12 protein-coding genes are annotated in these 14,637 nt (G+C 59.7%); all 12 read right to left on the bottom strand.

Annotated features, from left to right (window positions below):
* Nucleotides 1–9: 9 nt before the first annotated feature.
* Entirely contained in the window at nt 10–327 is a 318-nt protein-coding gene (locus tag GT495_RS02500; protein WP_006235982.1) for a stage V sporulation protein S, read from the bottom strand.
* Nucleotides 328–401: 74 nt separating this feature from the next.
* Nucleotides 402–1,487: an ATP-binding protein gene (locus GT495_RS02495; RefSeq protein WP_161161361.1), complete on the bottom strand. Its 1,086-nt coding sequence runs from the start codon at nt 1,485–1,487 to the stop codon at nt 402–404.
* 1 nt (nt 1,488) lies between these two features.
* Nucleotides 1,489–3,039 (bottom strand): ribonuclease Y, encoded by a 1,551-nt coding sequence (rny, locus tag GT495_RS02490; RefSeq protein ID WP_161161360.1) that lies wholly within the window; start codon nt 3,037–3,039, stop codon nt 1,489–1,491.
* Nucleotides 3,040–3,296: 257 nt separating this feature from the next.
* Nucleotides 3,297–3,989: a regulatory protein RecX gene (locus GT495_RS02485; protein WP_161161359.1), complete on the bottom strand. Its 693-nt coding sequence runs from the start codon at nt 3,987–3,989 to the stop codon at nt 3,297–3,299.
* A gap of 11 nt (nt 3,990–4,000) precedes the next feature.
* A complete protein-coding gene (recA, locus tag GT495_RS02480; RefSeq protein ID WP_022094695.1) occupies nt 4,001–5,149 on the bottom strand; it encodes a recombinase RecA in 1,149 nt (382 codons plus the stop codon).
* Nucleotides 5,150–5,405: 256 nt separating this feature from the next.
* On the bottom strand, nt 5,406–5,936 hold the full coding sequence (locus tag GT495_RS02475; protein ID WP_161161358.1) for a CinA family protein: 531 nt from the start codon (nt 5,934–5,936) through the stop codon (nt 5,406–5,408).
* A gap of 12 nt (nt 5,937–5,948) precedes the next feature.
* Nucleotides 5,949–6,497 (bottom strand): CDP-diacylglycerol--glycerol-3-phosphate 3-phosphatidyltransferase, encoded by a 549-nt coding sequence (gene pgsA, locus GT495_RS02470; protein WP_229025873.1) that lies wholly within the window; start codon nt 6,495–6,497, stop codon nt 5,949–5,951.
* A 99-nt stretch (nt 6,498–6,596) separates the two neighbouring features.
* Entirely contained in the window at nt 6,597–7,946 is a 1,350-nt protein-coding gene (rimO, locus tag GT495_RS02465) for a 30S ribosomal protein S12 methylthiotransferase RimO (protein ID WP_161161357.1), read from the bottom strand.
* 27 nt (nt 7,947–7,973) lie between these two features.
* Nucleotides 7,974–8,471, bottom strand: coding sequence for a YajQ family cyclic di-GMP-binding protein (locus GT495_RS02460; protein WP_161161356.1), 498 nt, complete (start codon nt 8,469–8,471; stop codon nt 7,974–7,976).
* A gap of 26 nt (nt 8,472–8,497) precedes the next feature.
* On the bottom strand, nt 8,498–9,991 hold the full coding sequence (locus GT495_RS02455; protein ID WP_161161355.1) for a helix-turn-helix transcriptional regulator: 1,494 nt from the start codon (nt 9,989–9,991) through the stop codon (nt 8,498–8,500).
* Nucleotides 9,991–12,771 carry a DNA translocase FtsK gene (locus tag GT495_RS02450; RefSeq protein ID WP_240128064.1) on the bottom strand — a complete coding sequence of 927 codons (2,781 nt, stop codon included), beginning with the start codon at nt 12,769–12,771 and terminating at the stop codon, nt 9,991–9,993. Before GT495_RS02450 ends, GT495_RS02455 begins: the two co-directional genes overlap by 1 nt.
* 1 nt (nt 12,772) lies before the next feature.
* Complete coding sequence (locus tag GT495_RS02445; RefSeq protein ID WP_006235967.1) at nt 12,773–14,443, bottom strand: ribonuclease J; 1,671 nt, start codon at nt 14,441–14,443, stop codon at nt 12,773–12,775.
* Nucleotides 14,444–14,637: the final 194 nt, after the last annotated feature.

Below are 14,637 nucleotides of genomic sequence, written 5' to 3'. Positions count from 1 at the left end.
AAGCAGAAGCTATGCCACAGGCTTAACATCATCCATGACGACGTTATCCATAGCAGCTCGATTGATCTGGTGAACGTAGATAGAAAGGCGGATGGCCGTGCGCGACTCCCCGTTAATGAGGATGTCGGAGAACACAGGCGCGCAGGAAATATCAAAACCGGTTGGAATCAAAAAACCGCGCGCGATAGCAACGGCCTTAATGGCCTGGTTGACAGCACCGGCACCGACACACTGGATGTTGACGGGTACACCATCCTTGACCATGCCGGCGATGGCGCCGGCAACGGACGCGGGCGATGATTTGCTTGATACCTTCAGGCAATCCATGAAGAAACTCCTGCGTTTAAAAGTACGTTTTAACTGCAATAACTTTATCGTACCGAGTGGACTCGGTAAAGGCACTATTCCTCTTTGGCAAGATCGAAGGTCACGGTGATTCGATCACGCGAAACACGGATCTTTGGGTCGCCGCAAAGATTGAGATAGTACCGGGCGGCAAGGTCATTAAAGTCGCGCTCCACAGCACGCGAAAACTGTGCCATGTCATCCTTGGCAATACGCAGCCCACGACGATCCTTCGCGAGATCGACAGGAGCCGGCGCATGCGAGGATGAGTCACGCTCGCGCAGCAGACGCGCAGTCACACCGCGAACGGGCTTAATCTGCCCTGCCAAAATGCGATGGGCCGTGCGCTCGGACATCTCAAGACCCAAACCCGAACAGATACGGATAAAGTCTTCCGCATCCGAAGCAAGACCCAGACGATCGACCACGGGAAGCTCGGCTTCGTCATCGATAAACAAAAGACGAGAAGCATCGAGACGACTGGAAGCCTGCGCATGCAGCGTCGCGGCGATTTCGGACGGGGACCCCAGATAGACATCACAGGCGCGCAGCTCCTCGAGGGCAAACTCACAGGCGGCGCGAATGATGTTGTGAGGGCCGCGGGCGCAGACATAGTGACCGTCCTCGTCCTTCACGGCCTGAGGCCAGCTGGACTGATCGGCACGCTCGCTGAGGCGGTCGGCCGCAACGCTCACCTTAAAGGCTGAGCCAAGATCGACACCAGACGTGACCACGCGGGCCTCGTCGGTGTTCTGCTTGATCGAAAACAATGCCATGCCACGACCGTGAACGCCCCAACGGTCCATCTTCATGCTCTCGAGCTTTGAGGTAACGCGAGCATCGAAGATTCGCTCTTGCATATCCTGCGGAACACCCGAGCCGTTATCCAGAAAGACAAGCGTGCGGACGCCATCTTCCTTGGTCGTGGCGAGATAGACCTTGTCGGCGCCGGCATCGCGAGCATTACGGAGCATTTCGATGACGATATCCTCGACATGCTGAATGTCGTGCTTTGCCTGGCGCCGCTCGGCCTCCGAAACGCGGAGGCGGACATACCCCTCGCCAAGGTTCTCCTCGACGCGAAGGTTGCCCTCCCCCGACATCGACGCGATAAATGAGATGAGCTCGTTCGCGTCGCTCATATTATTTAGCGATATCGACAGCGCGGCTCTCGCGAATCACGACGACGCGCACCTGACCGGGATACTCCATCTCTTCCTCGATCTGATGGGCGATATCGTGAGCCAGAACCGTGGACTGGGCATCGGAGATCTTGTCCGGCTGAACCATGACATGGACCTCGCGACCAGCCTGCATGGCATAGGTACGCTCGACGCCGTCATGGGAGTTGGCGATCTCCTCGAGCTTCTCAAGGCGCTTGATGTAGTTCTCGGCAGACTCGCGACGGGCACCGGGGCGAGAGGCTGAGACAGCATCGGCGGCCTGCACCAGGACATCGAGCACCGTGTTGGGGTCGACATCGGCATGGTGAGCCTCGATAGCGTGGACGATAACGGGCTTCTCGCCATAACGACGGGCGAGCTCGGCGCCGATGACGGCATGCGGGCCCTCGACGTCGTGGTCAATTGCCTTGCCCAGGTCGTGAAGCAGACCGGCGCGCTTGGCGGTCACAACGTCCAGGCCAAGCTCGGAAGCCATCACGCCGCAGAGATCAGAGACCTCGAAGGAGTGCTGAAGCACGTTCTGACCAAACGAGGTACGGTAGCGCAAGGCACCAAGGGTCTTGACGATCTCGGGGTGCAGGTCGTGGATGCCAGTATCGAAGGCAGCCTGCTCGCCAGCCTCGCGCACGCGCTGCTGAACCAGGTCGGCAGCCTTGTGATACATCTCCTCGATGCGGGCAGGGTGAATGCGGCCGTCGGCGATGAGGTTCTCGAGGGCGACACGGGCGGTCTCACGACGGACCGGGTCGAAGCTCGAAAGAACGACGGTCTCGGGCGTGTCGTCGATCACGAGGTTGACGCCGGAAACCTGCTCGAAGGTGCGGATGTTGCGACCCTCGCGACCGATAATACGGCCCTTGAGGTCATCAGAGGGAATGTGCACGGAGGTAACGGTGACCTCGGCAGTGTGGTCGGCAGCGCAGCGCTGAATCGCCAGGGACAGAATCTCCTGGGCGGTCTTGTGGCACTCGGCGCGAACCTGCTGCTCGGACTCGCGAATGATCGTGGCGGCCTCGTGGGTGACCTCGCCGCGAACCTTATCGAGGAGCTCCTTGTGGGCATCCTCGCGGGTAAGGTCGGCGATACGCTCGAGCTCGGAGGTCTGCTTTGCGCAGAGCTCCTCGAGCTCACGGGAGCGCTTCTCGACCTGACCGGCCTGACTGGACAGCTGATGCTCGCGCTTGTCGAGAGCGTCGTTGCGGCGATCAAGGGATTCCTCGCGCTGCATCACGCGGTTCTCGAGCGTACGAATCTCGCTCTTACGCTGCTTGTCCTCGGCCTCGGCGGCCTGCTTGTTCTTGATGATCTCCTCTTTAGCCTCGAGCAGAGCCTCTTTTTTGAGGGTCTCGGCCTGACGCTTTGCATCGCCGATCAGGGACTCAGCCTGTGCGTGTGCCGACTGGATCTTTTCGTCGGCCTCATGAAGACTACCCTGCTTGGCGGTGCGCATGTAGGCAATGGCGGCGATGGCACCTAAAACGATGCCAACGAGCGCTGCGATGATAGGCATGCTCACTCCTTTTTATGGATTCGTTACACAACAAAGCGAACCGTCCTTACGAACGGCTCGCGACATTTGAGTAATATGGGCGCAGCTTATGCGGGTCGGATACAGATAAACATATAAACAAACTCATCACAGATGAGCACATATCACAAAGCAAATGACAGTGTTTATCGTACGTTGAACCACAACAACTGTCAAATAAATGGCCCCAGTACGGCGGCTAAAACGCGGTGAACGGCAGGACCACAAAACGCATACGCCTAAACCGCACATTCCTCGCATTCGGCATCGAGACGTGCCTTAACGGCATCGGCGGCGATGTGATACGAGAAGCCCTTGCCCATCAAAAACCGAACCAGTTTTTCGAATCCGCGCGTCTCTGGAACACGCCGCTTGGCGAGCAGGGCTGACGCACGCGCCAAATCGTCTTCGACGGCAAAATAATCCTCGGGATAACCGGGAATGTCATCGAGCACAACATGACGTCGCTTGAGCTCGGTCTCGATTTTGCGCTGTCCCCAACCGCGCCGCTTGCGTTCCTCGATAAAGTACGAGCAAAAGCGGTTCTCGTCTAAAAAGCGATACTCGGTGGCGCGCTCGACGGCGAAATCAATCGCAGCCGCACGAAAACCATAGCGAGCCAGCTTGTCGCGGACCTCACCCGTCGCATGGTCGCGGCGCGATAACATCTCGGTCACCATGGTAAGTGCACATTTACGCTCGATGAGCTGCACCGCCTCACGAAAGTTGTCCCAATCACAGGGAAGATCGGGGCGGTTTTTGACATACAGCCGCGCGACCCGCACGGGAATCCAAATGGACCGCTCAAAACCGCCCTCAAGCTCACAATCGATATGTGCGCAAGGCTTTTTGGACGCATACCCGCTCGAGAACGAGGAGGCCGCCTTCTTATCGGGAAAGACGACCGTGGCCTCGGTCACCGTATACGACATGAGCGTAACCGCTACTCGTCGTCATCATCGAGCATGGCGGAACCATCGATGGCGTAAAGCTCGTCAAACTCCTCAGGCGCAGGCTGATCGGTCAGCTCGACCTCGGACGGAGCATCGTCATCAAACTCAAGCCCGCAGGCAAGGCGGACCTTATGCTCAATCTCATCGGCGCAATCGGGGTGTTCGCGCAGGAAAGCCTTGGCGGCCTCGCGACCGTTGCCGAGCTTGTCCTCGCCATAGGCAAACCAGGAGCCCATCTTCTTGCAGATGCCGCACTCGACAGCCATGTCCAGAATCGAGCCCTCCTTAGAGATGCCCGTACCGTACATGATGTCGAACTCAGCAGAACGGAACGGAGCTGCCACCTTGTTCTTAACGACCTTGGCGCGCACGCGGTTACCGATAACCTCGTCCTTAAGCTTAATGCTGTCGATACGACGAATGTCGATACGCACCGAAGAGAAGAACTTAAGGGCGCGGCCGCCCGTCGTAGTCTCGGGGTTGCCGAACATGACGCCGATCTTCTCACGCAGCTGGTTAATGAAGATGCACGTCGTGTTGGACTTGGACAGCGAGCCGGCGAGCTTGCGAAGAGCTTGGCTCATCAGGCGAGCCTGAAGACCGACCGTAGTGTCGCCGATTTCTCCCTCGATCTCGGCACGCGGGGTCAGCGCGGCGACGGAGTCGACGACGATGGCATCGATGGCGCCGGAACGCACGAGCATGTCAACGATCTCGAGCGCCTGCTCACCCGTATCGGGCTGGGAAATGAGCACCTCGTCGATATCCACGCCGATGCGCGCGGCATACGTGGGATCGAGCGCGTGCTCGGCATCGATAAATGCCACAACGCCACCCATTGCCTGGGCCTCGGCCAGGATCTCGAGCGAAAGCGTCGTCTTACCGGAGGACTCGGGACCGTAGATCTCGACGATTCGGCCGCGCGGCACGCCGCCGATACCCAGCGCGGCATCGAGGGCCAGGGCGCCCGTGGGAATGGCCTCGACCTCGAGCTCGGGACCACCGTCGCCGTACCTCATGATGGAACCCTGGCCGAATTTCTTCTCGATCTCGGCCTTGGTGGTGGCGATCATCTCATCGCGCTCTTTACCCGTCGTGCGAGCATGAACGGTACGTACGGGACCTGAATTCTTGGCCATGAATAGCCCTCCTCTTAACAACCTGCATCGATAATAAACGAACGGCTGTTCGTGGTCAACCGTTCAGGCCAATCATATGCAGGCGGTCTTTCCAAAACCCAACCAAACGCCGACCAAACACTGACCAAATGCTTGACCACAAAGGACCAAATATGAACAAGGCAGGCAAAAATACATCTACAACCAGCACAAACGCCAATGAGCCTAAGGTCCCCATCTCCACAATTAAGGGGCTCGGAGGCCCCTTAAAACACGTCTATTCCATAGAATTGAGCACAAGGGCAATGCGCCCCAATGCCTCCGTGACCGCATGGGCACGAACACACGAACGGTCACCCTCATAGTGGCAGCGCACAAAGTCCACGACCGGCACGCCCCCATCGGCGGAACGATGCGCCCAGCCAATATAGAAAGTGCCCGCCGGATCGTCCTCAGTACCACCGCCGGGGCCGGCATAACCCGTTGCGCTCACTGCAATATCGCTCTGGTACAGCTCCAGCGAACCCGACGCCATCTCGCGCGCAGTCTGGTGCGACACCGCAGTGTAGCGGTCGAGCGTCTCCTGCTCAACACCCAGCACGCGATGCTTAATCTCATCGCAGTAGGTCACCGCACCGCCACGCAGCACCGCCGAGGCACCAGGGATATCGGCGATCGTCGAGGCGATCATGCCAGCTGTCAGAGATTCAGCCGTCGAAACCGTCACACCACGAAAGCTTGCACGCTCGACAATATCGCGTGCGAGCTCTTCGTTATGCGCGGCAATCTGCTCAAATGATTCCGTCATGCCTACCAGGACCTAGACGGAAAAGACTATCTTGCGGCAGTTCCAGAAGTACTGGGCGCCCGAGATAACGGTCAAGACAACGGCAACGGCATACAGGAAGCGCGACACCGAGTAGATGCCGAGCGTCAGCGCCACCGGGCCAAGGTGCAAGCCGGCCATAGCAAAAACGCACAGGTAACCGCAGATGGAAACCATCGTGGTTGCCGTCTTGTACTTGCCGAGCTTATCGGCTGCAACGACCACACCGGCCGCACTCGCGACCATGCGCAGGGCGCTCACCAGCAGCTCGCGGAACAGGATAATGAACACGGACCACACGGTCACCGCGCCAAAATCCAAGAACAGCAGCAAGGCCGAGAACACCAGCAGCTTGTCGGCGATGGGGTCCAAGAACTTGCCGAAATCGGTGATCTCGTTACGCGAGCGTGCCAGATAACCGTCGACCTTATCGGTGCACGACAGGATCACATACAGAATGAAGGCAGCGGCGGCGAGCGGGCCGTCAAAGATGCTCCAATCCGTACCGGCAACACTCGTGTGAGACAGAGCCGAGACGATCATGAACACCGGGATAAAGACGATGCGAACGCACGTCACGATGTTGGCGGGCGTCCAGACACTCGTCAGTTCCTTATTGCTCTCGTTTGCCACGACGCTCTCCTACTCCACAACATGACCGATAAGCTCATAGCAGAAGCTATCGGTAAACTCGACAGTCAGAATATCGCCCACGGACGCCTCGCTGGCGTCCAGATGCACCGCTCCATCGGAATCGGGCGCCTGGAACCAGGCATGGCCGATCAGCTCGGCGCCGTCCTCGGTCTCTTCGATACCGTCGACGATCACCTGGGCGCGCTCGCCCACATGGGCGGCGGTGGCGGCAAAACCGAGCGACTCGGCCAGGTCCATGGCCTCCTGGGCGCGCTCGAGCTTGACCTCTTCGTCGACCTGACCCTCCATCTTAGCGGCCAGGCTGCCCTCCTCCTGCGAGTAGGCAAAGACGCTCGTGTAGTCAAAGCCGACGGTGTCCATAAAGTCGATAAGGTCGCGGAACTCGTCGTCGGTCTCGGTCGGGAAGCCGACCATGGCCGTGGAACGGATCACGATGCCGGGGATACGCTCACGAAGGTCGCGGAACAGATCCTCGAGCTCCTGGCGCGAACCGGAGCGACGCATGGCCTTGAGAATGCGCGCGTCGCAGTGCTGCACGGGGATATCGATATAGGGCAGCACCTCGGGCGTATCACGAATGGTCTCAATGAGCTCGTCAGTCATGCCCTCGGGCTGCAGATAGAGCACGCGGACCCAGACGTTGTGCGGGCGCACGGCCTCGGCGACGGCACACAGCAGCTGCGCCAGATTGCGCGGCGAGCCATCGGCGACGTCCTCGTCGGCAAAGTCGGTACCCCAGATGCCCGTGTCCTGGCCGATCAGCACGATCTCGCGCACACCGCCGGCAACCAGGTCGCGCACCTCGGAGATGATGCTCTCGGCATTGCGCGAATGATAGCGGCCGCGGATATAGGGAATCATGCAGAAGCTGCAGAAACGGTTGCAGCCATCGGAAATCTTGACGTAAGCGACAGCACCCTCGACGGTACGTTTGACCTGCGGGATATAGGCTGCAATCTCACGCTCGACACCCAGCACGCCATCGATGACCGCCACGATGCCATCTTCCTCGTCGGCCTTCACAAAGGCAGCGACCTCGGGCAGCTCGTCAGGCAGGTCATCGCCATAGCGCGACGGCACGCAGCCGCACATGACGATGGGGCAAGAACGAACGCCGTCCTGAACCTCGTTGGCGAGCTCGAGCGTGGTCTCGATGCTCTCGGACGTTGCGGAGGCGAGGAACGAGCAAGTATTGACGATGGCGATGTCGGCATCCTGCGGGTCGAATGCCTCCTCGTAGCCCGCGGCGGTCAAAAGAGAACGCATGCGGTCGGTGTCAACCTCGTTCTTAGCGCACCCGAGGGTGATGTAGAGCACGGAGCCCAACGGTGTATCCATGTTGGAGAGCGGTCCTTTCGATTGATATTAGCGGTAGTTGGTGAACTGCAGCGGCTGGCCGTAGTCCTGGTCGCGCAGGAACTGGATCACGGTCTGCAACGCGTCCTTCGAAGCAGAGGAAACACGCAGCTTGTCGGCCTCGATGGTCACCTTGACCTTGAGCTTTTGATCCTTGATGTCCTTGTTGATCTTCTTGGCGGTCGCCTGGTCGATACCCTCGACGATATGGCCGAGCACGCGCACGGTGCCGCCCGATGCCGCCTGCGGAGCATCCCACGAGACAGCCTTGAGGTCGATGCCGCGCTTGATGAGCTTGGAGCTCAGCACGTCAACAATCTGTTTGGAGACAAAGTCGGCCGGGGCGTTGATCGTAAAGAGCTTCTCGCCCTTCGAAAGCTCGATCGTGGCGCCGGAATCCTTAAGGCCATAGCGCTGGGAAATCTCGCGCGTGGTCTGCTGGAAGGCGTTGTCGACCTCTTGCATGTTGACCTCGGACACGACGTCGAAGCTGGAATCTTTAGCCATGATGTTTCCTTTCGCGTACGAGCGGCCTAGTAGCTATCGTACGAATTGTCGGTAGAATCGGTGGGTGTCTGACCGTCAGTTGCGGTATCGGCGCCATCCGTGGACTGGGCATCGGTACCATCGGTGGTGTCGGTACCATCAGAACTTTCACCATTCTCGGAATCAGTCGTCTCCTTCTTAGGAACGGTGATCGTCACACGAGCCACGCCCGAGGTCTTGGTATCGTAACGGACCTTTTCACCGTTCTTGGTAACGGTAACATCGGAAGGCTTGGACGTGGTGATCTCGATCGAGGACTCGGGCGTGTACTCCTGCTCAAAGGGGCCAGTCGCCTGAGCGCCATAGACCGACTTGCCGTCGACCTTGATCTCAATCCACGCGGTCTTTCCCTTGGCAACGGAAACTTTGATCTTCGTGACCTCGTTCTCTTCCTTCTTGGCCGTCGTCTTGGTAGCGTCCGAATCAGTCGACTCATCCGTCGGCTCATCGGCGTCTTCGTCCTCGTCGACCGTTTCGGTCTTCTTAGAAGACTTCTTGGTCGTCGTCTTGGTAGCAGTGGGCGCCTCGGGCGTGGTCTCGGGCGCCGAAGATGCGCAGCCGCGCAGAAGCACCACGATGAGCACGATCAGCAGCAACGCCACGGCACCGATGCCGGCGTAGACGATACGCGGATCGAGCCCGTTGTTTTGAGGAGTACGGGATCCGCCGCGTCCACGACCGGAACTGCTGCGGCCGCCTCCCTGAGGCATACGACCACGATTGCTATCGGAACGGCCGCGATAGCCGCCCTGGCCCTGAAGGCTGCGCTGACCCGAGCGGGGCGCAAGTTCACCGCGGCCTTGATAGCCACGTTGGCCCGAACGCGGAGCCGAAGAGCGCTGGCCATACGGCTGTGATTGAGAGCGAAGACGCGGCGTCACTTGCGTGGTATCGGCATCCGCATAGCCACCGCGAGAGCGTCCGGTGGAGACACCACGGTGACCGCGATCTGAATAGCCGCCGTCGCCGTAGCCGGCACGAGGGTCACGCGCCACGCCGCGGGCAGCGGGAAGTGCACGGTCCTCGGGCATCGGCGTACTGCGGAACCGGTCACGCTGTGAGCGAATCTCCTCGCCCGAACCCGTCTCAGTAATATAACCGGCCTGCTGAGGACGCTGTCCATAGCGGGTCGAACGACCGCCCTGAACCATCAGGAAGCGCCCGTTATCGACCGAGGAACGCGAATTGACGTAGCCGGCGGCGTCCTGAAAACGACCGCCCTGCTGCGACGTTTCGCGTTCGTATGCCATCAGGTCGTCAAAGTAGGCATTGACGACCTCGCGCGGATTGAGGCCCAAAAAGCGAGCATAGCTCGAAATCATGCCCTGTGCATAGCCGCGCGGCGGCATCGAAGCAAAGTTACCGGTCTCGAAAAACTCGATGATCTGCGGCCTGATTTTGATGGTGTTGGCGACCTGCTGAATGGAAAGGCCCATTCGGCGACGCTGCTCGAGCAGCATGTCACCAAAGCGTGCAGCCATCAGAATCCTCCAAACTCACGATCTTCACGTGCCATCTCGGCGTCGACAGATTCCAGCGCGGCAAGCCCCTCCTCGTCCAACAGGACCTCGCGCGGCTTGGAACCGTCGGGCGGGCCGACGACACCCTTTTCTTCCAGCATGTCCATAATACGCCCGGCACGCGCATAGCCAACCTTCAGACGACGTTGCAGGCCAGATGTGGAGCCCAGCTGCGATTCCACCACAATATGGGCGGCTTCCCAAATGAGCGGATCATCGTCTTGCGGCTCAGCTACTCCGGTGCGGACAATGCCGCCGCCACCCACCATGGACATGGAAGCGGGCGCCACGGCAGACAGGATCTCCTCGTGGTAGTCGGGCTCGCTCTGCGACTTGACGAACTCGACAATCTCGTTGATTTCGTCATCCGAGACAAAGCAGCCCTGGATACGGCGAGGCTTGCCCCAGTCGACCTTGGAGAACAGCATGTCGCCCAAACCGGTGAGCTTTTCGGCACCCATCTGGTCAATAATAACGCGCGAGTCGATGCCCGTGGCGACGTTAAAGGCGATGCGGTTGGTGATGTTGGCCTTGATGAGGCCCGTCACCACGTTGGAGCTGGGGCGCTGCGTAGCCACGATAAGGTGTATACCGGCGGCACGGCCCAGCTGGGCGATACGAACGATCGAGGCCTCGACATCCTTGCCGGCGACCATCATCAGGTCCGAAAGCTCGTCGATGATAATGACCAGATAGGGCATCTTTTGGGGCGGGTTGTCGTAATGCTCAAACTCGCCGGCGGCCTGCTTTTCGTTGTAGGTCGAGATCTTACGCACGTTGAGACGCTCGAAGACCTTCAGGCGACGCTCCATCTCGGACACGGCCCATTGCAGAGCGCTCGCGGCCTGCTTGGGCTCGGTCACCACGGGCACATAGAGATGCGGCAAACCGTTATAGCCCGCAAGCTCGACGCGCTTGGGGTCGACCATGATCAGGCGAACGTCCTCGGGAAGGGCTCGCATGAGCAGGGTCGTGATGATGGAATTGATCATCACCGACTTACCAGAACCGGTCGTGCCGGCGATCAGCAGGTGGGGCATCTTGGCGAGGTCAGCGACGACCGGCGTGCCCTCGGCATCTCGACCGATGGCCAGCTCGAGCGGACCGCCCTTCACATAGGGAAGCACGTCGCCCAGGTTGACGTTCTGGCGCTTGCGATTGGGAATCTCGATACCCACAAGCGAGGTACCGGGGATCGGGGCAAAGATGCGCACCGACTGAGCAGCGAGCGAAAGCGCGATATCGTCCTCGAGGCTCGAAATCTTGCTCACGCGCTCGCCCTCGCCAGGTTGCAGCTTAAAGGTCGTCACCGTGGGGCCGGCGATCCAGCCGACCACGCGGGCACTGCGGCCAAACTCAAGCAAGGTGGATTGCAGTGACTCGGCAGTCTGTTCCAGCTCCTTGTCAGATGACGCGGAGGACGCCGACTGCGGGTTGGCGTGCAGGATCTCGAGCGGCGGAAGCTTGAGGCCGTCCTCTTCTTCGCCCTCGTTATCCGCGGGGGCATTGACCGCTCCCCCATCGCTAGGAGTAGGCGCCTCGGCAGCGCCCGCGACAGCCGTATCGGCAACCTTGGGATGCTTCAAGAAGTCGGGAATCTGAGGTGTTGCCGAGACAGGATTCACGGCAAACGGCGGCTCGGACTCGTCGATCTTATCGGGGTCGTCTTCCATCGAAAGCTGGCCGGTTACCTGTTCGCGCTTAGCATGGCGACGCGGCAGCAAAGTTGTCTTTGCGGTCTCAATCGGAGCCTCGTCGTCCTCGTCATCGCCCTCGGTAAGCTCAATCTCGCTCTCGGACCAAGACGGGTCGGGCTCGCTTGTATTCAACTTGGGCGTGGCCTTGCCCTTCTTGACATGACGGCGCGGCAGCAGCGTCGTCTTAGCGCGCTCGGCCTCCACGGCATCGGATACGTCGACAAACGGATCCTCGTCCTCGTCGTCATCGTCCAAAACCGGGTCCACATCGTTGCCCATGACCGTGGTCACGGCAGCATCGGAGCCCTTTTGACGAAGAATGCTCAGGTGCGGACGGGCAACGCCGGGCACCGACAGGGCTTCGTCGTCACCCCACGGGCTCGCGTTAACATCGGCACGACGGCGCTCGGCAAAATCGGCCGCGCGGTCGCGAGCAGAGCGCAGCACGCCACCCACCGAAAAGCCGATGATGACAAAACCAACGACGGCCAGACCCAACAGGACCACCATCGCGATAGGCTTACCCAGGGCATTCTGCAGCGCACTCGCAATAAACGCACCGATGTAGCCACCCGAGGCGGACAGATTTTGCGGCGTGAACATAAGGTCACACGAGTCGCTCGTACCCGGCACCATCAGCGAAAGAATGGAGACAACGGTGATAAAGACCACGGCTCCGCCCGCGACCGAGCGCACGTTGAGCGGCGAGTCCTCGCCTAAAAAGAGCGTGGCGGCAAACAGCAAAATGACGATCGGCAGCACGTAGGCGCCCAGGCCAAAGCCCAGGTGGTAAAAACCGGCAACAGCAGCCGTCACGGGCGCTGTTGCCGGAGAAATCACGGCAATAAAGGACGCAATCGCCAAAACGGCAATGACCACGCCGGCGATATCGCGATTGGCCGAGGGCTCCACCAAGGGCTCAAAATCGTCGAAGTCCGCCTCGTGGCCCTTATTGGCACGCAGATGGGAACCGGCACCCTTAGCAGATGCCGGTTGGTTATTGGCCTTATTGCCTTTGGCGTTTTGTGCAGATCCGCGCGCCAAACTAAACCTCCATGACGACCGGGATGATCATCGGACGGGTGCGCGTACGGCTCCAGATAAAGTTAGAGAGCGAATCGCGCACGGCCTTGCGAATGGCATCGGAACCGCTGCTCGTAAAGCTAAACTTGCCCTTCTCGATCGTCTTCATAATGGACGCGGAGGCATCCTCGGAGAACTGGTCGTCGATGGCAAACGAGACGCCGCGGCCCGAGAACTCGATGGCCTCGATCTTCTTGTGCTTGAGCGAGACGATGGCAACAGCGGTAACCATACCGTCGTTGGCGAGCTTCTGACGATCGCGCAGGACGATGGGGTCGGTATCGCCGATACGCAGGCCGTCGACGTAGACGACGCCGGACTCGACGGGCGTACCGCGTTTGACGATACCGCCGCGCATCTCGAGCGTGTCGCCGTTATCGAGGATAAAGATGTGATCATCCTTGATGCCCATCTTGCGGGCCAGCTGGGCATGGGCACGCAGATGCACGGCCTCGCCGTGAACCGGCATAAAGTAGGTGGGCTTGGCCATGGCCATCAGTAGCTTGAGTTCCTCCTGGCTACCGTGACCGGAGACGTGAACGAGAGCGCGGTTCTTATCCCACACGTCGCAGCCGAGCTTGGCTAGGCTGTTGACGACCTGCTGGACGGCTTTCTCGTTACCGGGGACCGGCGTTGCCGAGAGGATAACGGTATCGCCCTCGTGGATGGAGAGCGTCTTGTGCTCTCCGTTGGCCATGCGGGACAGGGCCGACAGCGGCTCGCCCTGCGAACCGGTGCACATGACGACGATCTTGTCGTCGGGCAGGTTATCGATGTCAAAGGCATCGATGATATCGGCGTCGTCGATGTTGAGGTAGCCAAGCTCGCGCGCCACGCGGGTGTTAGTGAGCATGGAGCGACCGGTCACAACGACCTTACGGCCGCACTTGCGGGCGGCATCGCAGATCTGCTGCAGACGATGGATGTGGCTCGAGAACGACGCGACGAACACGCGACCCGGCGCGTTCTTGATGGCGTGCAGCAGGTTGGGGCCGACTTCGGCCTCGGACTTGGTAAAGCCCGGAACCGTGGCGTTGGTGGAGTCGGAAAGCAGCAGGTCGATGCCCTGCTTGGCAAAGCGGCTGATAGCGGCGTAGTCGGGCGTGACGCCGTCGATGGGCGTCTGGTCGAGCTTAAAGTCGCCGGTGTGCATAACGGTGCCCTGATTGGTGCGGATGAACACGCCCAGAGCGCCGGGGATGGAGTGCGTCATCGAAAAGAAATCGAGCGAGATGCCGCCGAGGTTGACATGGCTGCCGCCCTTGACCTCGCGGAACTTGGGTGCGCGGATGCGGAACTCAGAAAGCTTGCCCTCGATAAAGCCAAGCGTCAGCTTGCTCGAGAAGATGGGCACCTTATTGTTGAGGTCCTGCAGCAGATACGGAAGCGAACCGGTGTGGTCCTCGTGGCCGTGGGTGACGACGATACCGCGGAGCTTCTCCTCGTTCTCCAGAACATAGGTGTAGTCGGGAAGCACCAGATCAATACCGGGCTGGGAATCGTCGGGGAACATGAGGCCAGCGTCAACGAGCACCATGTCGTCGCCGCATTCGAAGACCGTCATGTTCTTGCCGATGCCGTCAAGGCCGCCGAGCGGAATGATCTTCAAGGGAGATGATTTTTTAGCTGCCATAGGTTAGTGTGGTTTCCTTTCTTCGAAACGGGTCTGGAACAACCGACGGGGCGCTTCTGGCAAACCGACCGCCGGGAACGTACAAACATGCATCGCAGAGTCGATGCAATAACCACAGTATGATACCCATTTGCACAACAACAGACCACCCATGCATCAAAGCCCCATCTGAACTGGTCCATCCCGCCGGTCAG

Origin of the sequence: Collinsella sp. BIOML-A6 (genome assembly GCF_009875845.1) — a bacterium.
Classification (GTDB): Bacteria; Actinomycetota; Coriobacteriia; order Coriobacteriales; family Coriobacteriaceae; genus Collinsella; species Collinsella aerofaciens_H.
This window is presented reverse-complemented; position numbering and strand designations above follow the sequence as displayed.

Bases quoted from the DNA above. Each gene is read 5' to 3' on its own strand.
- GT495_RS02500 (WP_006235982.1), bottom strand. From the start codon at position 327: ATGGATTGCCTGAAGGTATCAAGCAAATCATCGCCCGCGTCCGTTGCC.
- GT495_RS02495 (WP_161161361.1), bottom strand. From the start codon at position 1,487: ATGAGCGACGCGAACGAGCTCATCTCATTTATCGCGTCGATGTCGGGG.
- rny (WP_161161360.1), bottom strand. From the start codon at position 3,039: ATGCCTATCATCGCAGCGCTCGTTGGCATCGTTTTAGGTGCCATCGCC.
- GT495_RS02485 (WP_161161359.1), bottom strand. From the start codon at position 3,989: ATGTCGTATACGGTGACCGAGGCCACGGTCGTCTTTCCCGATAAGAAG.
- recA (WP_022094695.1), bottom strand. From the start codon at position 5,149: ATGGCCAAGAATTCAGGTCCCGTACGTACCGTTCATGCTCGCACGACG.
- GT495_RS02475 (WP_161161358.1), bottom strand. From the start codon at position 5,936: ATGACGGAATCATTTGAGCAGATTGCCGCGCATAACGAAGAGCTCGCA.
- pgsA (WP_229025873.1), bottom strand. From the start codon at position 6,497: ATGATCGTCTCGGCTCTGTCTCACACGAGTGTTGCCGGTACGGATTGG.
- rimO (WP_161161357.1), bottom strand. From the start codon at position 7,946: ATGGATACACCGTTGGGCTCCGTGCTCTACATCACCCTCGGGTGCGCT.
- GT495_RS02460 (WP_161161356.1), bottom strand. From the start codon at position 8,471: ATGGCTAAAGATTCCAGCTTCGACGTCGTGTCCGAGGTCAACATGCAA.
- GT495_RS02455 (WP_161161355.1), bottom strand. From the start codon at position 9,991: ATGGCTGCACGCTTTGGTGACATGCTGCTCGAGCAGCGTCGCCGAATG.
- GT495_RS02445 (WP_006235967.1), bottom strand. From the start codon at position 14,443: ATGGCAGCTAAAAAATCATCTCCCTTGAAGATCATTCCGCTCGGCGGC.